At 40.3% G+C, this 22825-nt stretch carries 23 protein-coding genes, 2 tRNA genes and 1 other RNA gene; 22 read left to right on the top strand and 4 right to left on the bottom strand.

Annotated features, from left to right (window positions below; genetic code table 11):
- Position 1 precedes the first annotated feature (1 nt).
- The 4 genes from QMA08_RS15805 to QMA08_RS15820 all read left to right on the top strand — a co-directional run bounded on the left by QMA08_RS15805 (position 2) and on the right by QMA08_RS15820 (position 6271).
- A tRNA-Thr gene (locus QMA08_RS15805) sits at positions 2-69 on the top strand.
- A 400-nt stretch (positions 70-469) separates the two neighbouring features.
- The gene (locus tag QMA08_RS15810) at positions 470-1885 is read left to right on the top strand and encodes a TolC family protein (protein WP_290174918.1); all 1416 of its coding nucleotides are present in this window, start codon (positions 470-472) and stop codon (positions 1883-1885) included.
- Entirely contained in the window at positions 1875-3191 is a 1317-nt protein-coding gene (locus tag QMA08_RS15815; RefSeq protein ID WP_002962743.1) for an efflux RND transporter periplasmic adaptor subunit, read from the top strand. Before QMA08_RS15810 ends, QMA08_RS15815 begins: the two co-directional genes overlap by 11 nt.
- Complete coding sequence (locus tag QMA08_RS15820; protein ID WP_138489612.1) at positions 3188-6271, top strand: efflux RND transporter permease subunit; 3084 nt, start codon at positions 3188-3190, stop codon at positions 6269-6271. Before QMA08_RS15815 ends, QMA08_RS15820 begins: the two co-directional genes overlap by 4 nt.
- Positions 6272-6408: 137 nt before the next feature.
- Here QMA08_RS15820 and ssrS read toward each other — a convergent pair.
- Positions 6409-6591: non-coding RNA, 6S RNA (ssrS, locus tag QMA08_RS15825), on the bottom strand.
- A 193-nt stretch (positions 6592-6784) separates the two neighbouring features.
- Between ssrS and QMA08_RS15830 the strand changes: the two genes are divergently transcribed.
- Genes QMA08_RS15830 through QMA08_RS15845 form a run of 4 tightly spaced genes read left to right on the top strand, consistent with a single transcriptional unit; the run spans position 6785 to position 11065 of the window.
- Positions 6785-7348 (top strand): UPF0149 family protein, encoded by a 564-nt coding sequence (locus QMA08_RS15830; RefSeq protein WP_002962745.1) that lies wholly within the window; start codon positions 6785-6787, stop codon positions 7346-7348.
- Between the two features lie 28 nt (positions 7349-7376).
- Positions 7377-8699, top strand: a complete 1323-nt coding sequence (gene pepP / locus QMA08_RS15835) for a Xaa-Pro aminopeptidase (protein WP_290174921.1) — start codon at positions 7377-7379, stop codon at positions 8697-8699.
- A 15-nt stretch (positions 8700-8714) separates the two neighbouring features.
- The gene (gene ubiH / locus QMA08_RS15840; RefSeq protein ID WP_290174923.1) at positions 8715-9902 is read left to right on the top strand and encodes a 2-octaprenyl-6-methoxyphenyl hydroxylase; all 1188 of its coding nucleotides are present in this window, start codon (positions 8715-8717) and stop codon (positions 9900-9902) included.
- On the top strand, positions 9899-11065 hold the full coding sequence (locus QMA08_RS15845) for an FAD-dependent monooxygenase (RefSeq protein WP_290174924.1): 1167 nt from the start codon (positions 9899-9901) through the stop codon (positions 11063-11065). The genes ubiH and QMA08_RS15845 overlap by 4 nt, the downstream gene beginning before the upstream one ends.
- Positions 11066-11336: 271 nt before the next feature.
- Here the strand turns inward: QMA08_RS15845 and QMA08_RS15850 are convergent, their stop codons facing one another.
- The gene (locus tag QMA08_RS15850; RefSeq protein ID WP_290174925.1) at positions 11337-12536 is read right to left on the bottom strand and encodes an alpha/beta hydrolase-fold protein; all 1200 of its coding nucleotides are present in this window, start codon (positions 12534-12536) and stop codon (positions 11337-11339) included.
- Between the two features lie 380 nt (positions 12537-12916).
- Between QMA08_RS15850 and rpsF the strand changes: the two genes are divergently transcribed.
- From rpsF to alr, 9 genes are all read left to right on the top strand, one after another.
- Positions 12917-13258, top strand: a complete 342-nt coding sequence (rpsF, locus tag QMA08_RS15855) for a 30S ribosomal protein S6 (protein ID WP_002962750.1) — start codon at positions 12917-12919, stop codon at positions 13256-13258.
- A 43-nt stretch (positions 13259-13301) separates the two neighbouring features.
- Positions 13302-13619, top strand: a complete 318-nt coding sequence (gene priB, locus QMA08_RS15860; protein WP_004588456.1) for a primosomal replication protein N — start codon at positions 13302-13304, stop codon at positions 13617-13619.
- 12 nt (positions 13620-13631) lie between these two features.
- Positions 13632-13859 (top strand): 30S ribosomal protein S18, encoded by a 228-nt coding sequence (gene rpsR, locus QMA08_RS15865; protein ID WP_002962753.1) that lies wholly within the window; start codon positions 13632-13634, stop codon positions 13857-13859.
- A 35-nt stretch (positions 13860-13894) separates the two neighbouring features.
- On the top strand, positions 13895-14347 hold the full coding sequence (gene rplI, locus QMA08_RS15870; RefSeq protein ID WP_002962755.1) for a 50S ribosomal protein L9: 453 nt from the start codon (positions 13895-13897) through the stop codon (positions 14345-14347).
- Positions 14348-14784: 437 nt separating this feature from the next.
- On the top strand, positions 14785-15333 hold the full coding sequence (locus tag QMA08_RS15875; protein WP_002963053.1) for a sigma-70 family RNA polymerase sigma factor: 549 nt from the start codon (positions 14785-14787) through the stop codon (positions 15331-15333).
- A complete protein-coding gene (locus QMA08_RS15880; protein ID WP_290174926.1) occupies positions 15320-15802 on the top strand; it encodes a hypothetical protein in 483 nt (160 codons plus the stop codon). The genes QMA08_RS15875 and QMA08_RS15880 overlap by 14 nt, the downstream gene beginning before the upstream one ends.
- A 9-nt stretch (positions 15803-15811) precedes the next feature.
- Positions 15812-16750 (top strand): DUF4097 family beta strand repeat-containing protein, encoded by a 939-nt coding sequence (locus tag QMA08_RS15885; RefSeq protein WP_002963051.1) that lies wholly within the window; start codon positions 15812-15814, stop codon positions 16748-16750.
- Positions 16751-16862: 112 nt separating this feature from the next.
- Positions 16863-18242 carry a replicative DNA helicase gene (gene dnaB / locus QMA08_RS15890; RefSeq protein WP_002963050.1) on the top strand — a complete coding sequence of 460 codons (1380 nt, stop codon included), beginning with the start codon at positions 16863-16865 and terminating at the stop codon, positions 18240-18242.
- A complete protein-coding gene (gene alr, locus QMA08_RS15895) occupies positions 18242-19321 on the top strand; it encodes an alanine racemase (protein WP_138489606.1) in 1080 nt (359 codons plus the stop codon). Before dnaB ends, alr begins: the two co-directional genes overlap by 1 nt.
- A gap of 31 nt (positions 19322-19352) precedes the next feature.
- On the opposite strand, the gene QMA08_RS15900 is transcribed toward alr, so the two are convergent.
- Positions 19353-19592: a DUF2960 domain-containing protein gene (locus QMA08_RS15900; protein ID WP_002963045.1), complete on the bottom strand. Its 240-nt coding sequence runs from the start codon at positions 19590-19592 to the stop codon at positions 19353-19355.
- Positions 19593-19692: 100 nt separating this feature from the next.
- On the opposite strand from QMA08_RS15900, the gene QMA08_RS15905 reads away from it, so the two are divergent.
- From QMA08_RS15905 to QMA08_RS15915, 3 genes are all read left to right on the top strand, one after another.
- The gene (locus QMA08_RS15905; RefSeq protein WP_002963043.1) at positions 19693-19944 is read left to right on the top strand and encodes a hypothetical protein; all 252 of its coding nucleotides are present in this window, start codon (positions 19693-19695) and stop codon (positions 19942-19944) included.
- 201 nt (positions 19945-20145) lie between these two features.
- Positions 20146-20763: a nicotinamide riboside transporter PnuC gene (gene pnuC, locus QMA08_RS15910; RefSeq protein ID WP_002963042.1), complete on the top strand. Its 618-nt coding sequence runs from the start codon at positions 20146-20148 to the stop codon at positions 20761-20763.
- 3 nt (positions 20764-20766) lie between these two features.
- Positions 20767-21573 (top strand): phosphotransferase, encoded by an 807-nt coding sequence (locus QMA08_RS15915; protein WP_290174928.1) that lies wholly within the window; start codon positions 20767-20769, stop codon positions 21571-21573.
- A 3-nt stretch (positions 21574-21576) separates the two neighbouring features.
- On the opposite strand, the gene QMA08_RS15920 is transcribed toward QMA08_RS15915, so the two are convergent.
- Complete coding sequence (locus QMA08_RS15920; RefSeq protein WP_039490259.1) at positions 21577-21759, bottom strand: hypothetical protein; 183 nt, start codon at positions 21757-21759, stop codon at positions 21577-21579.
- 246 nt (positions 21760-22005) lie between these two features.
- On the opposite strand from QMA08_RS15920, the gene QMA08_RS15925 reads away from it, so the two are divergent.
- Positions 22006-22080, top strand: a tRNA-Arg gene (locus QMA08_RS15925).
- Positions 22081-22291: 211 nt separating this feature from the next.
- Positions 22292-22825, top strand: a complete 534-nt coding sequence (locus QMA08_RS15930) for a DinB family protein (RefSeq protein ID WP_138489604.1) — start codon at positions 22292-22294, stop codon at positions 22823-22825.

The raw sequence follows: 22825 nt of genomic DNA on the forward strand, positions 1-22825 counted from the left end.
TAGCTCAGCTGGTAGAGCAACTGACTTGTAATCAGTAGGTCAACCGTTCGACTCGGTTAGTCGGCACCATTTATTAAAAGCCCCGTTTATAGCGAGGCTTTTTTGTTTCTATATGTCTAATACCAATCCGCAATAATACTTAATTAATTTGAGTGATTAAACCTGCCGTTAACTGCGTTAAAAATTTCTGATATAAGACAAAAATAACGAAATTTTTGCCTTGTTATCGACACAATTTTCTTACCTCAAAATAGATCACTTAATTAAGCGAATAGGTATAATCTTTTAGATACACTACAAAAAGTTAATTTTAGTATTAAAAATTGCTGATCATTTACTCATTTTTACCGTATAACTGGCTATTATGTTAATTCATCGCTAGCTATGTAATGTTATGTAAAGTAAGTTGAGCAAAATTTGCCAAAGTGCTTGAATTACGTTCATAAATAGCAGTAATTTAGGTTTAATTATGATCTGGCAATGCAAGCCAACCCTACTGGCAATTAGTGTGATGCTGCTCAGCGGCTGTGCGAGTGATTTAAACTCGTCTCAGCGCATGCAAGTCCCTAATAATATGCCTCAGCAATGGCAGCAAGAAGCATCAAGCTCAGCATTAAAAGTACAAGAGCAATGGCTTACACAATTACAAAATCCTACGCTTAACAAATTTGTACAACAAGCACTTAAAAATAACCAACAGCTTTTGCAAACGAGTTATGATGTTGAAATTCAAAAGCAGCAACTTATAGTCTCGGGCGCTGCACTTTGGCCAAGCCTCGATTTATCAACACGTACAAGCCGTAGTAAAGACAACCGCCCTGTAAGTTACGACAACGCAAGCTCCGTAAGTTTAAATTTAACTTACGAGGTTGATTTATGGGGTAAGCTTTCTGACGCTAAGCGCGAAGCTAATCTTAACTATTTAGCTCAGCAGGCGCGGTTTGAGCAAGCTAAACAGCAACTTGTTGCTGATGTGGTAACAGGTTGGTTTGATGTGGTTACGGCGCAGCAATTACTGGATTTATTTAAGCGTCGCGAAGCCAATGCACAACAAAATCTCGATATTATTGAAGCTGGCTATCGCCAAGGTATAAACGAAGCGCTCGATGTGTATTTAGCTCGTAATGAGCTTAATAATGAACGCTCTCGCATTGCCACTCAAACAGCGAGTTTATCGGCATCAGCACGTGTACTTGAACGTTTACTTGGTGAATACCCAAAAGGCGCTATTACTGCTAGTAGTGACTTACCTGTTATTAATACCGATATTTCTCTAGGATTACCTTCTGAACTTATAACGCGAAAACCTACTCTACGTGCAAGTTGGTATGAGCTTTTAGCAGCCGACGCATCATTGGCATATGCGCACAAACAACGCTTTCCAAGTTTAGATTTAACTGCTTCATTAAGCGATAGCACCGACAGAGTAAGCGACTTGTTTTCTCCATCAAGCCTTGCATGGTCTTTGTTAGGTAGTATTTCAGCGCCACTTTTTGAAGGTGGGCGCTTAAAAGCCAACGAAGAAATAGCGCGTCTTAATACTCAAAAGCAAGAGCAGCTTTATTTACAAACGCTTTATGACGCATTTGGTGATGTTGAAAATGCAATTTCGCAGCAGCAGTCCCTCAAAGCTCAATATACAAGCACGTTAGAGGCACAAGAAAACGCACTTGCTGCAGAGCAATTGTCGTTTGAGCAGTATCAAAGTGGCTTGGTAACTTACACGACAGTGCTTGATGCCCAAGATCGCTCTTTCGATGCGCAAAGCTCCTTAATCGATATTAAAAACCAATTAATAGCCAATAGAATTAACCTACACATTGCCCTTGGTGGTGATTTTGCAAAGCCCTCAAGTGAACTAAAGAGCAATAACGATGAAAACTAAAACAGCAAAAATTATTATTCCAGCGGTGGTTATTGTTGCCACAATTTTAATTGTTATGTTTATTAAGGGGAATCCACCAGAGGCTAAACGCTTTGGGACACCTCCGAAGGCATCAATAAGTGTGGCTGCGCTTGAGCTAAAACCACAAAATTATCAAGTTATGATAGACAGCTACGGTACGGTAAAACCACGTACACAAAGTTTGTTAGTGGCTCAGGCATCTGGGCAAATAATTGAAGTAAGTGATGACTTTAGAGAAGGCGGTTTTTTTGAAAAAGGCGATATACTTTTAAAACTAGACGACAGAGATCATCAGGCTGAAGTTAAATCTGCTCAAGCCAATTTATTAACAGCAGAGCAAGGTTTGCTAGAAGAAAAAGCGCGTGGACAACAAGCTATTACCGATTGGAAACGCCTTGGCGGCTCAAATCAGGCAAGCAGTTTAGTACTACGTGAGCCACAACTAGCAGCCGCTGAAGCTGAGGTTTTGTCGGCGCAGGCAGCACTTGAAAAAGCGATGCTTGATTTAGAGCGCACTAAAGTAACGGCGCCATATGCGGGGCGTATACTTAGCCGCAGTGTTGATTTAGGGCAAGTTGTTACTAACAACACACAGTTAGCAACCATTTACGCAATCGATAGCGTTGAGATTCGCTTACCAATTAAAAATAAAGATCTCCCATTTGTAAATTTACCAGAGCAGTATCGCGATGGTGCTAAAAACCAAGCGGGTTCAATTGTTAAATTTACTTCTGACTTAGTAGGTGAGCAAACGTGGCAAGGTCAATTAGCACGCACAGAAGGTGCTATAGATGAAGGCGCACAGCAGCTTTATGTAGTTGCTAAAATTAATGACCCGTATAAAGCAACAGCAAATAACCAGTACCCAATAAAAATTGGGCAGTATATAAAAGCGCAAATTACCGGCAGAACAGTATCTAACGCACTTATAATTCCTAACAGTACAATTTATCAAGGAACGTACGTTTACATTGTTGAAGGTGGCGTACTTAAGCGCAAAGACATCACACTAGCTTGGCAAAATGCGACTCAGGCGATGATAAAAACCGGTTTAAACGCAAATGATAAGCTTGTTATTACTCCACTTGGTCAAGTAAGTTCAGGAACTCAAGTAAGTATTTTAGGTGAACAAAGTGCAGATCAACCTAAAAGCCGTGGAGCGAATGGGCAAGGTAAAGGAAAGCGCCCGACTCCAGAGCAGCTTGAACAAAAAGCAAAAGAGCTTGGTATTAGTGTTGAAGAGTTAAAAAAACGCCGTCCAGCAAAGCAAGGAGATAAGCCATGATAGCTTGGTTTGCCAAAAACCATGTTGCAGCTAACTTATTGCTAGTAACGTTGCTGCTGTCGGGGCTTTTTAGTTTATCGACTAAAATACCGCTTGAAGTATTCCCTTCATTCGAAACCGACATGATAAGCGTGAACGTAAGTTTGCGTGGATCAACACCAGAGGATGTAGAGCAAGGCGTAACAATTCGTATAGAAGAAGCCGTACAAGATTTAGAAGGTATTAAGCAAATATTTAGCCGCTCTTCTGAAGGCTCAGGCTCTGTAACAATAGAAGTTGAAACGGGCTACGACCCGCGTGAGCTTTTAGCCGATATTAAAAGTCGTGTAGATGCAATTAACACCTTTCCAGCCGATGCTGAAAAGCCAATAGTCGCGCTTGCGGAACGAATTCGCGAAGTTATCGCGGTTACCGTATCAAGTGATTACGGCGAAAAAGAAACCCGTGAATACGCAGAAACAGTACGCGATCAAATTCTACGTTTACCAAATGTGACGCAGGTAGAGCTAAGTGGTGTTCGTGATTACGAAATTGCCATTGAAGTAAGCCAAGACGTTCTTCGCCAGTACGATTTAAGTTTGGCACAAATATCGAGTGCCATTGCTAATTCAAGCTCTGATATTTCTGCTGGTAACTTAAAAACTGAAGGTGGGGACGTACTTATAAGCTCTAAAGGGCAAGCATATCGTAAAGATGAATTTGCCAATATTGTTGTTAAAAACCAAGCTGACGGCACGATTATTCGTTTAGGCGATATTGCAATAATTAAAGACGATTTTGAAGAAACCCCAGTACGTACTCGCTTTAATGGTAAGCAGGCTGCATTTATCGACGTATATCGAATTGGTCCGCAAAGTGCGATTACTGTTGCTGACGAAGTTAAAAATTACATACAAGAGCAACAAAGTTCCCTCCCACAAGGATTTGAACTAAGTTACTGGGATGATGATTCGGAGCTGGTTAAAAGTCGAATTGCCACACTAACGACCAATGCCCTACAAGGCGGTATTTTAGTACTTGCTTTACTTACTTTGTTTTTACGACCTGCAATTGCATTTTGGGTATTTATTGGTATTCCGGTTTCGTTTATGGGCGCGTTTATAGCGATGCCTATATTTGGCGTAACCCTTAATATTATGAGTTTATTTGGCTTTATATTAGTACTGGGAATTGTTGTTGATGACGCCATAGTTACTGGCGAAAATGTCTATACCCATTTAAAAACAGCTAAGTCGGGCGAGCAAGCTGCAATTTTAGGTACTCAAGAAGTCGCAACACCAGTAACATTTGGTGTATTAACTACCGTTGCAGCCTTTTTACCTTTGGCCTTTATTGAAGGGGCGCGCGGTGCTTTGTTTGCACAAATACCGGTAGTGGTTATTCCGGTATTATTGTTTTCATTGATTGAATCTAAATTTGTACTACCCGCACATTTAAAATATATAAAACTACGCCACGAAAAAGGCGAACCTTCAAAGTTTGATGTTATTCAACAGCGTTTTGCAGATGGATTTGAAAACGCGATTTTAAAATATTACCAACCCACTTTAAATTTAGCACTGCGCCATAAATTGGCTTCGGTAAGTTTGTTTGTTGGTGTGTTTATAATAATTTTAACCATGATCACTAGTGGTTGGACTAAGTTTGTATTTTTCCCGCGTATACCAAGCGAAACAGTCCGCGTTAACTTAACACTACCAACAGGTACGCCGTTTGAAGTCACTAATAAATACGTAATTGATATGTCGCAAAAGGCGCAGCAATTACAAGAAAAATACCGCGATCCAGATACAGGTGAAAGCGTTATTTTAAATATATTAGCCACAACAGGTGGGCGCGGTGGTGTATCTAATTCAGGTTCTGTACGCTTTGAAATAACACCGGCAGAAAAGCGTGAATCAGACATAGGATCAAGAGAGCTTGCCAGCGAATGGCGTGATTTAATTGGTGTCATTCCAGGCGCTGAAAGCTTAACGTTTAGAGCTGAAATTGGCCGAAGTTCTGACCCAATTGATGTTCAGCTTAGCGGGACTTCGTTGACTATTTTACAAGACGTGGCTGATCACATTAAAACCCGTTTATCGACCTACCCAACGGTATTTGATATTGCAGATAGCATGTCTGATGGTAAAGAAGAGTTACAAATAGAGCTTACGCAGCAAGGCTTAGCGCTGGGCTTAAATAGAGTTAATGTTGCAGGTCAAGTGCGTAACTCGTTCTTTGGCTCGCAAGTCCAACGTATTCAGCGCGGGCGTGATGATGTACGAGTAATGGTACGCTTGCCTATAGACGAGCGCCGCTCTGTAGCCGATTTACAAAATATACTCATCAATACACCTACTGGTGGCTCGGTGCCGTTATCGCATGTTGCAACCCTTACCGCAGGGCAAAGCCCGTCAACTATTAACCGAATAGACCGCTACCGTACTTTAAATGTTACAGCGGATATCGAAAAAAATAACACCAACATGACCATACTTCAGGCTGACCTAACGGAGTATTTAGATGAATTAATGCAGCAATATCCTGGAGTAGATTACAAACTAGAAGGTGAGGCTAAAGAGCAGCGAGAGTCGTTTGGCTCATTGGCTTGGGCACTTGTGTTTGTATTTTTCATAATTTATGCGCTATTAGCGATACCGCTTAAGTCTTACTTACAGCCAATTATAGTAATGAGTGTAATTCCATTTGGCATGATAGGTGCTGTAGTCGGGCATTGGATTATGGGCATGGATTTAACCATTATGAGCTTGCTTGGTATGCTCGCCCTAACTGGGGTGGTAGTAAATGACTCCCTTGTACTAGTTGATTTTATCAATAAAAAGCGCAGTGAAGGCGGCAAATTACTAGATGCAGTTAAACTTGCCGGTGCATCGCGTTTTCGCCCTGTAATGCTAACAAGTTTAACGACCTTTATTGGCTTAATGCCGTTATTATTTGAAAAAGCAACTCAGGCGCAGTTTTTAATACCTATGGCGGTAAGTCTAGGGTTTGGGATTATTTTTGCGACCTTTATTACTTTATTGTTAGTGCCAATAAACTACATGATGATGGAGCGCTTTCAAGGTTGGTTTAAGTAAATAAGCGTAAGCATTTAAAATTTAGCTGTAAGTAAGAAATTGCTTGCAGCTTTTTTTTGCCAAAAATTATAAAAATAATGTACGAAGGTATAGCAAAAAAATGAATAAGTAATAAGAGGGAGTATAAAAACAAGAAGGTGTTCCCCAAGATACGGTACCCGGTTTCAGTCCTGAAACCAGAAGGTTTCAGGGCGGAAATCTGCGGTTTACCGTAGGCTTCTCGGTACATGCCGAGCTTGCACAATAGTAGACGAACAGAAATCCTGGTATAAAATTTATCGGCTCAGGGACTTAACCAAGCTCCGGTACCCCAGGGAACAATTTAAGTATATAAGACATAATCCAATCCTTAAACCCTAAACGTAAAAAATTAAACCGTTCGCTTAGTTTTCCCGCACCTTTAACTCGTCATTTACTTTATCGCATGGTTTTTGAGCTTGATCATACAATTAATTGGAGTTGCTTTTTATCGAGTGGTAGCATTGCCTTAACTTGCAAAGCGAAGATTCGATTATGAACGATTTACCCGATTACGAAAAAGCTCAACTGCTTTTAGAAAAAAACGAAATATTTGTATCACCTGCCGAAGCGCATGGTGTAATTAGTGGTTTACTTGCGTGTGGTTTAACCATTGACGACAAAGAATACTTAGGCCTTTTGAGCGATGTGTTTAACGATGGTGAATCATTTAGTAACGATTTAAAGCAGTTTTTTGGCACTATTTATAAGCAAGTAGTTGCGAGCTTTAATGATGACGAATTTCAGTTTGATTTATTTTTACCAAACGATGACGAAACACTCATCGATCAGGCTAATGGCCTCGTATCATGGGTAGCAGGGTTTATGCTTGGTTTTGGCTTAAAGCAAAAAGATTACGGTAAACTATCGAGCGATGTTAAAGAAGTTATTACTGATTTTAGCGAAATCACTCGCCTAGATACCACTTTTGAAGAAACCGAAGAAGACAGCCAAGCGCTGCACGAAGTGATTGAATATGTGCGCGTATCAGCACTACTTTGTTTTGCAGAGCTTGGTAAAGAGCAAAACACGCAAAGTACTAAAAAAACACTTCATTAGTTTAAAAAGTTAAACGGGTTGGTTAATAATGGTTGAAGTACAAAAGTCAGAATTTAAAGCACGTCGCGAGCGCTTACTTGCGCAAATGGATGAAAATAGCGTTGCTATTATTCCCGCTGCGAGCGAAGTTACGCGCAGCCGCGATACCGAATATGCATTTAGACAAGATAGCGACTTTTTTTACTTAACTGGCTTTAACGAACCCGACGCCGTACTTGTACTCTATAATAACAGCGATGCACCCAGTACTTTATTTTGCCTAGATAAAGACAAGCTTGCAGAAATTTGGCATGGCCGCAGGGTTGGCTTTGATAAAGCTAAAAGTGACTACTTGTTTGATGAAGCTTACCCGCTAAGTGAATTAAAGGATAAGCTACTCGATATACTAAATGAAAAAAATGCTCTCTATTTTGCACAAGGTGCTTATCCCTCATTTGATACTAAAGTGTTTTCGTTACTAGGTACACTTCGAAGTGGTGCGCGAAAAGGCCTCAAAGCACCGAGTACTTTAAAAGAAATACGCGGCCTTATTCATGAAATGCGTTTGTTTAAATCGCCAAGCGAGATAGATGTTATGCGAGAAGGCTGTGAAATTAGTGCGCGAGGGCACATGCGCGCTATGCGTTTTTCACATGCCGGAGCTACTGAATTTCAGCTAGAGGCTGAGCTGCATCATCATTATGCTATGAATGGTGCGCCGCACCCTGCATACGGCACAATTGTTGGCAGTGGCGATAACGCCAATATTTTACATTACACGCAAAATAGCGACGTATTAAAAAATGGCGACCTGGTACTTATAGACTCCGGTTGCGAGCTACAAGGTTACGCCGCCGATATCACCCGTACTTTTCCAGTAAATGGACAATTTAGCGAAGAGCAAGCCGCGCTTTATAATATTGTTCTTAAAGCGCAAGAAGTTGCTTTTGATGAAGTAAAACCCGGTGGTTACATGTCGCATGCTAATAAACTAGCAATGGAAGTAATGACCCAAGGTTTACTTGATTTAGGTATTTTAACCGGCGACTTTGACGAGCTAATGGCAAAAGGGGCATGTAAAGAATATTACATGCACGGGCTTGGGCATTGGCTTGGTTTAGATGTACATGATGTTGGCGATTACAAAGTAAATAACGTTGAGCGTGCATTTGAGCCCGGTATGGTACTCACCATAGAGCCTGGGCTTTATATAAGCGAAGACTCAAGCGCACCGAAAAAATACAAAGGCATTGGTATTCGTATTGAAGATAACTTGCTAGTTACCGAAACAGGCCATGAAAACTTGACCCTAAGCGTGCCTAAAAAAATTAGCGATATAGAAGCACTTATGCAAAGTGCTAAAAACGTATAAAGCTCGGAGAGTAAAGTGGCTAAGCAGTTTGATGTAGTTATTATTGGCGGTGGTTTAGCAGGAGCAAGCTGCGCATTAAGTGTGGCTAAAACTAATCCCGCGTTAAATATTGCCGTTGTAGAAGCTAATCAAGTTACCGGCGACTACCACCCAAGCTTTGACGACAGAAGCATTGCACTTGCTCAGCAATCGGTAGAGTATTTACAAAGCCTCAATTTATTTGAACAAAATGCCCCTTACACCGCCGCAATCAAAAAAGTGAGCGTGTCTGATAGAGGCCACTTTGGCAAAGCGCACATTAATTGCGACGAATTTTCTAAGCCTTCACTTGGTTACGTAGTAGAAGTTAACCCTTTTGGCCGAGCGCTCCACCTGCGTTTAACGCAATCAAATATTACGCTTTTGTGCCCCGATAGCGTAACTGCCATTGAGCAAACTCTGCATAGCAATACACTTACCCTGCAAAGCGGCGAGCAATTAAGCGCAGCGCTATTGGTTATTGCTGATGGTGCACAATCACCCACACGTAATTTACTTGGGCTTGGTTTTAATACCCAGCCTTATGAACAAGGCGCAATTATTGCTAATGTAGAAGTGGCTGGTGGGCATAATAATCATGCCTTTGAGCGTTTTACACAAAGCGGGCCTATGGCGTTATTACCCATGAGCAATAACCGTTATTCGTTGGTGTGGTGTATGAGCCAAGATCAAGTTGAACAGCACATGGCACTTAATGAACAAGTTTTTTTAAGTGCCCTACAAAGCGCGTTTGGTTATCGCGGAGGTCAATTTACTAAAGTAGGCATGCGCACGAGTTACCCGCTCGTTTACGGGCAAGTTGAGTCTTTGACTGCGCACCGTACAGTGGTTATTGGTAATGCCGCACATGCTATTCATCCTATTGCAGGGCAAGGTTTTAATTTAGGCCTTCGCGACGTGCAAGTACTTAGTAATTTAATAGCAAACAGCCAACACGATATAGGCAGCTATGCGTTTACACGTGAATATTCTAAAAAGCGCAGTGATGATATAAAAACCGTAATGAGTTTAACCGATGCACTTGTTAGGCTTTTTTCAAATTCATCGCGAGTGCTCGCATTGGGGCGCAGTATTGGGTTGTTCTCGATGGATTTATTTCCCGCATTAAAAGCGCCATTAGCCAAACAGTTAATGGGGCAAGTTAAACAAGGTAGGCGTTTATGAAGCAAGCACAGGTTTGTATTGTAGGTGGCGGCTGTGTGGGGCTAACACTAGCACTTGGATTGGCAAAAGCCGATATAAGCGTCGTTGTACTCGACGGCGCACCAACACAAGCGTTGCCAACTGACGAATATGGTTTGCGCGTAAGTGCGCTAAGCATTGCAAGTCAAACCTTGCTTGAGCAATTAAACGTATGGCCAGAAATTATCGCACAGCGAGCGTGCGCTTATACGCATATGGATGTACGTGATGCCGACAGCTTTGGTAAAATAACCTTTAATAACGAGCAACTTGAGCTTGAGCATTTAGGCCATATTGTTGAAAACGACATTATCCGCTACGCGCTTATAAAAGAGCTAGAGCAACAAAGCAATGCAACACTAATGTTTGATACGCAGTATCAGCAAATACATCAAAGCGAATCAGATGTATTTATAACGCTTAAAAGCGGCGAGCCAATTATTGCAAAACTGCTGGTGGCGGCTGATGGGGCAAACTCAGCTATTCGCAAACAATTTAATATGGCGCTTAGCTTTAAAGATTACGACCATCATGCGCTAGTTGCGACTGTTAAAACTAAAGAGCCGCACGCAAATACCGCACGCCAAGTGTTTTTACCAACCGGGCCACTGGCATTTTTACCTCTGAGCGATGCAAATACCCATTCAATAGTATGGTCTACCAGCCCAAACCACTGCGATGAGCTGCTTGCAATGGATAACACTGCCTTTAATAAAGCCGTTATGGCTGCAATAGATGGCCAATGCGGGCTATGTGAAGTGCAAAGTGCGCGCGCAGCTTTCCCACTTAAAATGCGCTACGCTCAGCAATGGGTTTCAGGCAAAGTGGTACTCATTGGCGATGCTGCACATACAATCCATCCACTTGCAGGGCTTGGTATGAACCTAGGCCTAAAAGACGCCGCTTATTTAATTGAACTACTCACAAGTGATAGCAAGGAGTTTGCAAGCACGCGCACACTGCGCGATTACGAGCGCACTCGTAAGCTCGATGCACAAAAGCACATCGCCATGATGCAAGGGTTAAAAGAGTTATTTGAAGGTGCAAACCCGGTTAAAAAACTTATCCGCGGAGTAGGGCTATCATTAGTTGATAACCTAGGCCCAATAAAACACCTGTTCGCCAAAGAAGCGATAGGAAAGTGATGTAGGTTGAGTGAAACAAAACTCCACGAGAAAAGCGGTTAGTTATTCGCTTTTAATAAAAAACCGATGTTTAATTTAAGCATCGGTTTTGTTTTATGGTGGTTTTAAATATATTAAAAGCTGCGCTTTTTACGCGAGCAAGCTCAGCGTCTTGTATCTACATGCAAAGTTTCACACTGAGCTTAATTTTACCTGTAGGCGTTTAGCTTGCTGACGCGACGAGCGTAGCTCGTAATTATCCTTAGTAAAAAAGCGCTTTGCGTTAAATCAGTTACAAATTCTTTTGTGCTTCATTCAGCATATCCTTGAGCGCATCAATTAACATCGGATCTCGCGAGTTTTGCTTAGCAAGTTCTAATGCGTGTTTCATACTGGTGACGGCCTCTTTGAACTGCTTATTCGCAGTATACCCTTGCGATAAACGCATGTGAGAATAGGCTGCATTTGGGTAATGGGTAGTAAAGTGTTTAAGCGTGGTAATAGCTTTGGCTGTGTTACCAAATTTTTGCTGGCTATGAGCAAATTCTACATATACATCTTGTGGAATTTTAAGCTCAAACCTGTACTTATCACTCAGTGCTTGGTAGTAACCTGTAATGAGCGATACATCAGCAAATCTTCCGTGCTCGTCAGTAACGCTAAAAATTAGGTCGCCAAATAAGTGAATTAGGCTATCGCTAAGCGCTGGTAGTATGGTGCCCATATGACTAAAAGTAGGGTAATGCTTATATTCCCATTTTAACTGTGTGGGCATTTGTTGTTCTAAATTTACCAAAGTATTTAATACACCTGTATAAAAGCGTGACCCTTCACTTGCTACACTAATAAATAACGATTGACCGCCTTTAGGATTTTTAGTGTATTTTATAATATTATTTTTTAATTCTTCATCACTCCACCAACTGTTTGGGCTTATAGCTATATAGTTATTAAATAACTCAGGCTGATTAACTAAAGTATAAAGCGCTAAAGTACCTGCATTAGAGTGGCCAATTAGTGTGTTGTAGCCGTTAGTTGAGTAGTTAGAATTTATGTATGGCATAAGTTCGTCAGAAACAAACTTCAAAAACTCGTCAGTTTGCCCCGCTTCAGGCCATTTATTTTTAACAAAGGTTTGAAACTCAGTTTTAGGTTCACCTTGTACTTTTGGTAAATAATCGCGAACACGGTTAGTTGTATCAATACCAACGAGCATTGCGTTAGGTATCTGCTCGTAATCAACAAGGGATTTAATAACCCCAGACGCCGTATGAAAGTGCTCAACACCATCAAGTAAATAAATAACATAAAGCGGCTGATCGTCTTTTACAGTGTCAGGTATGAAAATTTTAATGGGTCTGTCTTCGTTAAGTATTTTTGATTGTAAAATGACTTTTTTACCAACGGTTATGTCAGTTGTATTGGTTTTTGCGTGGCTTAAAAATGGTGTACTAAAAGTAAGTATTAATACAAGCGATAGTAAGAGCTTCATAAATATCCTTATTTAATAATGTGTTGCTTAATAATTGCACGGCTTTAAGTTTGAGTAAATACTTATATTTTGAGGCAGGTGTTAGACTTAAGTAATTCAAAGCTGCGCTTTTTACGCGCGCAAGCCAAGCTTGGCGTATATGATAAATATTAAACTGCGAGTTTAGCTTTTCCTTTAGGCCTACGGCTTGCTAACGGGATGAGCGAAGCTCGCAATAATTGCCTTTAAACTCTTATCTATAAAAGCTTAAAAAACCTGCTTGCTTAATTATCCGTCTAAGCGTAAAATGCGCGCTCATTTCGGCTTTTAAACTATTAATTCCTTGCCTTAAACCGACCGGCCGAAACGGTAGAAGGCTCTATTAACCGTAAGGAATATCCATGCGTCATTACGAAATCGTATTCATGGTTCACCCTGATCAGAGTGAGCAAGTAACTGGTATGATCGAACGTTATACTGGTTCTATCACTGAAGCTGGTGGTACTATCCACCGTCTTGAAGACTGGGGCCGCCGTCAACTGGCTTACCCAATCAACAAGCTTCATAAAGCTCATTATGTTCTTATGAACGTTGAAGCACCTACTGAAGTAATCAGCGAGCTAGAAACTACTTTCCGCTACAACGATGCAGTGCTTCGTAACTTAGTTATGCGTACTAAAAATGCTGTAACTGAAGCGTCTCCTCTTGCAAGAGAAGAGAAGAAAGAAGCACCAGCTGCTTAATTGTTTTGAGTCCTAGCATGGCATGTAGTCAGCAGTTATTATAATGGTTAGCCCATATATGAATCAGCTGGTTATATCTGGGGTAGTTTGTAAAACTCCCAAGTTTAGCCAAAGCCCTGCTGGCATCCCGCATTGTATTTTTGTTGTAGAACATAAATCGATGCAAACCGAAGCAGACCTTAACCGTAATAGTTATGTGAGGCTTCAGGTAGTTGCCAGTGGAAAGCAAATGCAACAACAGACTCAACATTTGCACGTTGGGCAGGCATTGCAAGTGAGTGGTTTTTTAAATCGCCACGAAGGTCGTAACGGCCTTAGCCAATTGGTTTTGCATGCTCAGCATATAGAAAGAATTATTTGAGGAATTAATCTCATGGCACGTTATTTCAGACGTCGTAAGTTCTGCCGCTTTAAAGCGGAAGGCGTACAACAAATCGATTACAAAGATCTAGCTACTCTTAGAAACTATGTTACAGAAAGTGGCAAAATCGTACCTAGCCGTATCACAGGTACTAGCGCTAAATACCAGCGCCAGCTAGCAACTGCTATTAAGCGTGCTCGCTACTTAGCCCTTCTTCCATACACTGACTTACATAAGTAAGCAGCGGATTAACAGTTTTTAAAAGGTGTAGAAACATGCAAGTTATTCTACTAGATAAGATCGCTAACCTAGGTAGCCTAGGTGAACAGGTTGTAGTTAAATCTGGTTTCGCACGTAACTTCCTTTTCCCGCAAGGTAAGGCAGTTCCTGCGACTAAAGCTAACATTGAAACGTTTGACGCTCGTCGTGCAGAACTTGAAGCGAAAATCGCTGAACAGTTAGTTGCTGCACAAGCACGCGCTGAAAAACTAGAAGCATTAGCAGAAGTTACATTAGTATCTAAAGCTGGTGACGAAGGTAAGTTATTCGGTTCAATCGGTACTCGTGACATCGCTGACGCTATCTCAGCTGTTGGTGTTGAAGTTGCTAAGTCAGAAGTTCGTTTGCCTCTAGGTACTATCCGTGAGACTGGTGAATTTGACGTATCAATTTCAGTTCACTCAGACGTAACGGCTACTATCAAAGTAATCGTAATCGCTGAAGCTTAATTTTTAATTAAGCTAAAAAAGCCGTGCTATTAGCACGGCTTTTTTGTGCCTATAATTTGGCTAACTTCATTAGTTGAGGGCACAGTTTAATAATACCAATCCGCAATAATACTTAATCATTTTGCGGGGCTAAACGTGTCGCTACCTGTGTTAAAAAATTCTCATTTACGACTGCATGGATGCAGAAGGTAGAGCAATGCAGGAGCAATTGCCGAGAACAACTAAATAGCGAATTTTTTGTCTAGCTATCAACACGTTTTTCCATCCTCAAAATAGATCACTTAATTAAGCGAATTGGTATATAGCCTCGTATAAGCCCCTTTTTTATTCAATTATTTTTTCATTCCTTTTAAACCTTTTCGAACTGTCATTACGTCTAACTTATCAATACACTTAAGTAGCAACTCAACAATAATAATTAAAAGGCGGCATCACGGATGTTACACGTTAAACCCGAACCAACGCCTTTGTGCGAAGCTGCACTCATTGAGCGAGTTAAATCGGGTGATCAAGGCGCATACACAACGCTTTATGAGTTACATATAAAACGAGTATACGGTTTATGTTTACGTTTATTAGCAGACCAAGCACACGCCGAAGACGCCGCCCAAGAGGTATTTGTACAGGTATGGCATAAAATAGCATTGTTTGATGGGCGTTCGCAGTTTTCTACTTGGCTATATAGTGTTGCCAGTAATGTAGCGATAAGTTACCTGCGCAAGCAAAAAAATTGGTTACAAAAAGTAGTAAGTATTGAACACAGCGGTATGGATGAGCAATCAGCTAACGACTGCAAAGGCTTAAATGGCCTCGATAAGTTAATAGTAAGGCTTCCTGAGCGCGCACGTATGGTATTTGTATTATTTGCTATTGAAGGTTACAGGCACGAGGAAATCGCAGAGCAATTAGGTATGGCTGTTGGTTCAAGTAAGTCACAATATCATCGTGCTAGGCAGTTATTACAAGAGTGGTATGAAAATGAGTAAACCAAACTTTAACGACTACTTAAACGAGTCATTAAACACGCTTGATAAAGAAATTACGCCACAAAAAGATTTATGGGCGGGGATTGAGCGAGCAATTGTTAATAATAAGCAGAACCCAAACAGCACTATTATTTGGCCAAAACTAACGGCAATAGCAGCGTGTACTGTGGCTGCTTTAATTGCTGTTAATATATTTGTTATAGCACCTGAACCACAGCCCGTAGTGGCTATAAGTGATTACTTTTCGGATAAAAAAAATAGTTTGTTAGTTGAATACGAAAATAAAGAAGCATTAACCACTAACTGGCAAACGCAACTACAAGAACTTGAAGAAGCTGAGCAAGCAATAAAGCAAGCTCTTGAAAACGAACCACAAAACCAAGCGCTACTGACAATGTTAGCGCAAATATATCAACAACAACTTGATTTAATTAACAAGGTGCACGCGCCACGTTGGCAGCACATTTAGGAGTACGATATGAAAGCGATTTTATTAGGACTGAGCTTATTTCCACTGGCGGCATTTGCGGGTGAAAAAATAGATAAGCAAATAGACGTACCAAGTGGCGGCACTATTTTTATTGAAAACCAACGCGGTGATATACATATTACAGGCTGGGATAAAAACGAATTTAAAGTATCTGGCGAGCTTGATGATAAAGCACAGGGTTATGAGCTTAAAACAAGTGGTGATAAAACACAGTTTATTGTAAAAATGCCCCGTAAATCAAATTGGGGCAATAGTGGTGACGGCTCAAACCTAACTATATTTATGCCTAAAAGCAGTAGTTTAGAGTTTGCTGGCGTAAATGTATCGGTGACTGCAAAAGAGCTTAAAAACGGCGCAGAAGTTGATGTGGTTAACGGCGAAATTACGGTAGATGATATTACTGGCAACATTAAGCTCACCACTGTAAATGGTGATGTGAACGCTGAGAACTTAAACGGGAATATTCAGTTTGAAACCGTAAATGGTGAAATTAACGATAGGCAATCAAGTGGTGAGCTGCGTTTTAGCGCTGTTAATGGTGATATTAAATCAACTTCAAGCGCTAATGATGTACGCCTTGAAAACGTAAATGGCGATATAGAATTTACGCTATCGGCTATTAAAAACCTACGTATTAATACGGTCAATGGCGAAGCAGAAGTACAGATTAACGAGCTTTTAAAAGGCGGTGATGTACGTTTTGAATCAGTAAGTGGTGATGCCGACTTTTATTTCCCACAAAGTGTATCAGCAAAGTTTGAAATTAAAGCCCATGCTAATGGTAAAATCATTAACAAAGTCAGTAGTGACAAAGTCAGTAAAGCTAAATATGGCCCAGCCAGTGATTTAGAGTTTAGTATTAATGGCGGTAATGCAAATGTTGAAATGGATACCATTAGTGGGCGAATAGAGCTTCGTACCAAATAACACTCATTCCCCATCACGATTACAAAAAGCAGGAAAGATTTCCTGCTTTTCTATTTGCACAGCCCCTGCAAGTCGATAGAATAGAGCCATTCAATTTTACTACTGTGAAGTTATGGCCAAACCAGATAAGCAAGTCGATACTCTTAAAGTTCCTCCCCATTCAATAGAAGCTGAACAATCTGTTTTAGGTGGCTTAATGCTTGATAACCAAGCTTTTGACCGCGTAGCTGAGCTTGTTGTATCACAGGATTTTTATACCCGCACGCACAAGTTAATTTTTGAGGCGATGACGGCACTTGCTGAGATTGGCGATCCGATAGATTTAATCACTATTTCTGAAAGTTTAGAAAAAAATAATAAACTTGCAGGTATTGGTGGTTTTGCTTACTTAGCCGAAATTGCTAAAAATACGCCAAGTGCAGCCAACATTGATGCCTACGCAAACATTGTACGTGAGCGTGCTGTTGTACGTGAAATGATTGGCGTGGCAAATGAAATAGCCGAAGCGGGTTTTAATACCGAAGGGCGTACTAGTCACGACTTACTCGACTTTGCCGAAAGCAAAGTATTTAAAATTGCCGAGCAACGTACAAAAAGTACGGAAGGCCCGCAAAGTATTCATAACATACTCGAAAAAACCGTTGATAAAATAGAAGAGCTTTATCAATCGCCACAAGATGGTGTAACGGGTGTAAGTACAGGTTATGCCGATCTTGATAAAATGACGACAGGCCTGCAGCCGTCTGACTTAATTATTGTGGCAGCGCGTCCTTCAATGGGTAAAACCACCTTTGCGATGAACCTTGCAGAACATGCCGCAATGACTCAAGACAAACCCGTGCTAATTTACTCGCTAGAGATGCCTTCAGAACAAATTATGATGAGGATGTTAGCGTCTCTTGGCCGTATTAACCAAACTAAGGTACGTACAGGTCAGTTAGATGATGACGATTGGGCGCGACTTTCATCAACAATGGGCTTGTTGATGGAAAAAGGCAAAATGTATGTTGATGATGCCTCGGGCTTAACACCTACCGATGTTCGCTCTCGTGCACGTCGTATTGCGCGTGACCACGGTGGCATTAGTATGATCATGGTCGATTACTTGCAGCTAATGCGTGTACCTAGCCTTGCTGATAACCGAACGCTTGAAATTGCTGAAATTTCGCGTTCACTTAAATCACTAGCAAAAGAGCTAAAATGTCCGGTTGTCGCGCTTTCGCAGCTAAACCGTACGCTAGAGCAACGTGCTGATAAACGCCCAATTAACTCAGATTTACGTGAGTCAGGGTCGATAGAGCAGGATGCCGATTTAATCATGTTTATTTACCGTGACGAAGTTTACAACGAAGACAGTACCGATAAAGGTATTGCTGAAATCATCATAGGTAAACAACGTAACGGCCCAATTGGTAAAGTGCGTTTAACGTTCCAAGGTCAATTTTCTCGCTTTGATAATTACGCGGGACCAGCGGTAGATGACGATTACTAATGCGCTTAGCGACTGCTGAAATTAACTTAACGGCACTTGCGCATAATTTAGCGCAAGTTAAGGGCTTTGCACCTAACAGCAAAGTGATGGCGGTGCTAAAAGCAAATGCTTACGGGCATGGATTAGTAACGATTGCGCAGCATTTAAATAATGCTGACGCATTTGCTGTGGCACGTATAGATGAAGGGCTCGCCCTTCGAGCTGGGGGCTTAACAAAGCCAATTGTTTTACTAGAAGGTTTTTTTAACAAAGCCGACTTACCGATTCTGCTCGCCAACAATTTTCAAACTATTATTCACGATGAGTACCAATTAGCGGCGCTTGAAAAAGCAAAGCTAGATGCACCAATAACATGCTGGTTAAAAGTAAATACAGGTATGCATCGATTAGGTATTGCGCCAGAGCAGTTTGAAGCGTTTTATAACCGCTTGCAAAAAACACCTAACGCTAAAAATACCGTTAATTTAATGACCCACTTTTCGTGTGCTGATGACGTTGATAATGCTAAAACGGTTCAACAAATTACGTTGTTTGATAATTTAGTGAATGGCATTGACCAAGCGCATTGTTTATCAAATTCTGCTGGTATTATTGCCTGGCCGAGCGGTCATGGCGATTGGGTACGTCCTGGGCTTATGTTATATGGTGTATCGCCAATGGCAAATAGTATTGGGCAGCAACACAAATTAAAACCAGTTATGCGCTTAACTACGCGCGTAATTGCAGTACGAGATGTGCCTGCTAATGAGGCTGTTGGGTATGGTGGTCGTTGGAAAAGCGATAAACCAACCAAGTTAGCTGTAGTGGCTATGGGTTATGGCGATGGTTATCCTCGGCATGCTAAAGAGGGGACACCGGTAATAATTGGTGAGCAGCGTTATGGTATTGTAGGAAGCGTAGCTATGGACATGATCAGCGTTGATATAGGTGCTAATGAGCATAATATTAAAGTTGGCGACAGAGTCACTATGTGGGGCCCTGAGCTTCCAGTTGAAGAAATAGCACTGTGCGCTGATACTATTCCTTACGAGCTATTATGTAATATTACACCACGCGTAAGTTATGAGTATCAGCCATAGTTAGTTTTTAGCGTACACCAATTGGGTATAATTACTCTTTTATAAAGTAAATGTCGCTAAAGCCCATACGGGCAAATTCTTGGTCGCGAAAGTTACGAACAGAAGCAGACCCTTTTGAGGTCATTTCTATTTGGCGTACCATGTTTAAGTAATTTGTTAAATCAATACCCTCGGCAGCAGCAATAGCTTGATACATGTCGTGGTATTTATCTTTTGCGAAGTTAATTTCGCGCGGTTGGTTTTTAAATGTATACGTTATTCTGCGTGCCATAATAAGCTCAGTTAAATTGAGTGTTAGTATAATTTTACACTGTATTGAACTGGCATTGAATGATTTGTTTAAATCAAATAATTAAAAAGTAGAGTTTAAAATGAAATTATCAGTAGAGATCAGTAAATATCCACTTCACCAAGATTATATTCCGTTTATTAAAGGCTTTATTGACCGCTTAAACGAATACGAAAATTTAAAAGTGATTACTAATACGCTATCAACGCAAATTTTTGGTGATTATGATTTAGTAATGCAGGTGTTAAATACCGAAATTAAGCGCTCATATGAAGAATTTGGTAAAGCTATTTTTGTATGTAAGTTTCTCTCTGGCGACTTATCGCCTGAATAATCTATAATACCAACCTGCATAAATCTTTGATCAATTTAACGAATTAAATTGCACTATAACGTCGTTAAATTTTTTTTATTTAGAACAACTAGATACAAAAATTTTTGCCTAGTTCTAGCTTGATTTTCTTAACGTTAAATAGACCCCGTATATAAGCAGATTGGTATAACAAATGGCGCAACTAAACGGTGATTGCATAATATGGACTTTTTAACACAAACCTTAAGCGGTTTTACAGCAATGTCGCATTGGGAATACATTGCGGTAGGATTGTCGATGGCGTACTTATTATTGGCAATAAAGGAAAGCTTATGGTGTTGGCCGGCGGCATTTTTTAGCACGCTCATTTATACAATTATGTACTGGAATGGCGCATTGCTCATGGAGTCGTTACTTAATTTTTATTATATGTATATGGCTGTGTTTGGATGGGTTGTATGGAGAAAAGGCAAAGCTGAAAATTTAAATATTACATCGTGGTCGATAAACCGTCATGCTGTTTTAATTAGTTTAACAACCGTAGCTGCAATTACAATTGGTTACGTTATGCAAAACTATACGCATGCCGATTTTGCTTATCTTGATAGTTTTACAACGTGTTTTGCCGTAGTAACTACCTACTTAGTTGCTAAAAAAGTCCTCGAAAACTGGCTGTACTGGATTGTAATAGATGCCGCTTCCATGTATTTATATTATGAAAAAGGCTACTACCCAACGCTTGCGCTCTTTATATTTTATACCATTATGGCGGCGTGGGGCTTTAAAACCTGGTACGAAGAGTACGAACAAAGCCAAGCTAAGCCGCTAGCTCAGCTTTAATTAATGATTGAGCATAATCAGCTAGTAAAAATGTGTAGGGCGTTTATAGAGCCTACGAGCGTTATTTCAAGCGAGCGACTACTTAATGGTTTTAGTAACGATAATTTTTTAATACGTACCAAACAACAAGGGTATTTATTAAAGTGTTATAAAAGCCATTGGCCAGCCATAGGGCTTGAAGCACAGCGTTTTTTAAGTGAGCTTAATATATGTCCTGCGCCTGTTTGGCTCGATAAAAAGAATAGCCGTGCGGTATTTAATTATATTGAAGGTAATACAGCGCAATCGGATATAACGCTTAGCTTTATTAATAAACTTGCTCAAGTGCATAATTACAAAGCGTCTACCGCGCCAATGGATATAGCTAAAGAGCTGCATTTTTATCAAAGCACCGGCGTATATACGCAATATAAACCTCAAATAGAGCAGGCACTCAAAGTAGTTGCAGCCATGCAATTTGATGAAGGCTTTTGTCATAACGATTTGGTAAAAGATAATATTATTGTAAATGCTTCGGGTATGTATTTAATTGATTTTGAGTACGCGCAAACTAACGATGTATATTTTGATTTGGCAGCCCTTGCAGTGAGCTTTAATCTTAATGAGAGCAGTGACAGTACATTGTTAAACAACTATAAAAATAGCGTTGATAAAACAAGCACGTTTTACCCATCAATAGATAAGTTAAATTACTATAAGCTGTTTTTTTTGGTGTTATGTATTGCTTGGTATGAGGAGCGCAGCATAACTAGTAAATCTATAATGTTACGTGCGCAGCTAAATAAACTTGTTACTAATACTTTTTTATAAAAGTTACAAACCACCAAAGCGTTCAGCGAGCTCTTTGTACTTTGTTACTTCAGCCGCATCAAATTGTGGTTCGCCATTCTCGTCTTCAGATTTAGCAATTAATAAACTTTCTCTAGAGAGACGTTTTACACGCTCTACTTTTACACCTAAAAACTCAGCGACTTGCTCAGTAGACATTAAACTCATCATTATTTCCTCGTATTAAACTAATCCTCACAGCGACAATCATAATTTTAATGTTGCTAAACCGTTACTGTTTCTTATCTAATAAGAATAAATAGCGTGTTTTTAAGCCTTTGTGAAGTGTTTTATTTAAAAGAGTTTAATTAATAAGCATATAAGCTGATCTTACTGGTATTTATTTAAAGATCTCTTTATCATTGCGGGTGCTAAAGCACTGATATCGCGAGTTGGTGTGGCGGCAACAAATGTGCTCTCGTGGTGAAATGGATATCACGTGGCCCTCCGGAGGCTGAGTTGTAGGTTCGATCCCTACCGAGAGCGCCATTTGCTTTTATATGTATTAATTATCCTCTCTATATTACCTAGCTTCTTATTAATTACTCTTGTATTTAAAAATGCATTTACTGCAAAAACTTTGAAAGTTAATTTTAAAAACAGCTTTCTAGTTATTTATACAATGCAAAATTAGCATCCAAAAATCATGTTGTACTTTTTTGCATATAAGATTTAGTGATAAATGAGGAAGACCGATTCAATGTTAAATAGTCAATTAGAGATACTAGCTCAAGGACACGCTTATCTTGAAGGTGTAACTAAAGAGGACTATTCCCAAGTCATTACTCCTAACTTTATTAGCTCGGCAGGAGCTCATATGCGACATATTATCGATCATTATCAATCTTTAATGACCGGCTTTAGCACGCAAAAAGTAGATTATGATTGCCGCTTAAGAGGAGGAGATATTGAAAGCTCTCCAACTGCTGCAATAAAAAAAATTGCCGAAATAACAACGTGGGTTGAACAGCTAAGTCCAGATGATTTTAATAAACCGTTATTACTTTCAAGTGAAGTTTCGATTAAAAGCAAAAATGTACAAACAGTAACAACATCACTTGCGCGAGAGCTTATTTTTGTAGGCAGTCACGCTGTGCACCATTACGCGATGATTTCACAAATTTCTTTTGCTCAAAAGTCGCAGCTCGATCAAAGCTTTGGTTTAGCACCAAGTACAGCTACCTTTTTAAGAGAAAATAGCCAGCCAGCACAACCAAAATCGATGCAAAATTAA

Source organism: Pseudoalteromonas sp. APC 3355 (genome assembly GCF_030407615.1).
GTDB classification, from domain to species: domain Bacteria; phylum Pseudomonadota; class Gammaproteobacteria; order Enterobacterales; family Alteromonadaceae; genus Pseudoalteromonas; species Pseudoalteromonas distincta.

Bases quoted from the DNA above. Each gene is read 5' to 3' on its own strand.
- pnuC (WP_002963042.1), top strand. From the start codon at position 20,146: ATGGACTTTTTAACACAAACCTTAAGCGGTTTTACAGCAATGTCGCAT.
- alr (WP_138489606.1), top strand. From the start codon at position 18,242: ATGCGCTTAGCGACTGCTGAAATTAACTTAACGGCACTTGCGCATAAT.
- QMA08_RS15885 (WP_002963051.1), top strand. From the start codon at position 15,812: ATGAAAGCGATTTTATTAGGACTGAGCTTATTTCCACTGGCGGCATTT.
- QMA08_RS15830 (WP_002962745.1), top strand. From the start codon at position 6,785: ATGAACGATTTACCCGATTACGAAAAAGCTCAACTGCTTTTAGAAAAA.
- QMA08_RS15875 (WP_002963053.1), top strand. From the start codon at position 14,785: ATGTTACACGTTAAACCCGAACCAACGCCTTTGTGCGAAGCTGCACTC.
- dnaB (WP_002963050.1), top strand. From the start codon at position 16,863: ATGGCCAAACCAGATAAGCAAGTCGATACTCTTAAAGTTCCTCCCCAT.
- QMA08_RS15915 (WP_290174928.1), top strand. From the start codon at position 20,767: ATGATTGAGCATAATCAGCTAGTAAAAATGTGTAGGGCGTTTATAGAG.
- rpsF (WP_002962750.1), top strand. From the start codon at position 12,917: ATGCGTCATTACGAAATCGTATTCATGGTTCACCCTGATCAGAGTGAG.
- QMA08_RS15845 (WP_290174924.1), top strand. From the start codon at position 9,899: ATGAAGCAAGCACAGGTTTGTATTGTAGGTGGCGGCTGTGTGGGGCTA.
- QMA08_RS15880 (WP_290174926.1), top strand. From the start codon at position 15,320: ATGAAAATGAGTAAACCAAACTTTAACGACTACTTAAACGAGTCATTA.
- QMA08_RS15850 (WP_290174925.1), bottom strand. From the start codon at position 12,536: ATGAAGCTCTTACTATCGCTTGTATTAATACTTACTTTTAGTACACCA.
- rpsR (WP_002962753.1), top strand. From the start codon at position 13,632: ATGGCACGTTATTTCAGACGTCGTAAGTTCTGCCGCTTTAAAGCGGAA.
- QMA08_RS15810 (WP_290174918.1), top strand. From the start codon at position 470: ATGATCTGGCAATGCAAGCCAACCCTACTGGCAATTAGTGTGATGCTG.
- QMA08_RS15815 (WP_002962743.1), top strand. From the start codon at position 1,875: ATGAAAACTAAAACAGCAAAAATTATTATTCCAGCGGTGGTTATTGTT.
- QMA08_RS15820 (WP_138489612.1), top strand. From the start codon at position 3,188: ATGATAGCTTGGTTTGCCAAAAACCATGTTGCAGCTAACTTATTGCTA.
- priB (WP_004588456.1), top strand. From the start codon at position 13,302: ATGGTTAGCCCATATATGAATCAGCTGGTTATATCTGGGGTAGTTTGT.
- QMA08_RS15905 (WP_002963043.1), top strand. From the start codon at position 19,693: ATGAAATTATCAGTAGAGATCAGTAAATATCCACTTCACCAAGATTAT.
- QMA08_RS15900 (WP_002963045.1), bottom strand. From the start codon at position 19,592: ATGGCACGCAGAATAACGTATACATTTAAAAACCAACCGCGCGAAATT.
- QMA08_RS15920 (WP_039490259.1), bottom strand. From the start codon at position 21,759: ATGAGTTTAATGTCTACTGAGCAAGTCGCTGAGTTTTTAGGTGTAAAA.
- rplI (WP_002962755.1), top strand. From the start codon at position 13,895: ATGCAAGTTATTCTACTAGATAAGATCGCTAACCTAGGTAGCCTAGGT.
- QMA08_RS15930 (WP_138489604.1), top strand. From the start codon at position 22,292: ATGTTAAATAGTCAATTAGAGATACTAGCTCAAGGACACGCTTATCTT.
- pepP (WP_290174921.1), top strand. From the start codon at position 7,377: ATGGTTGAAGTACAAAAGTCAGAATTTAAAGCACGTCGCGAGCGCTTA.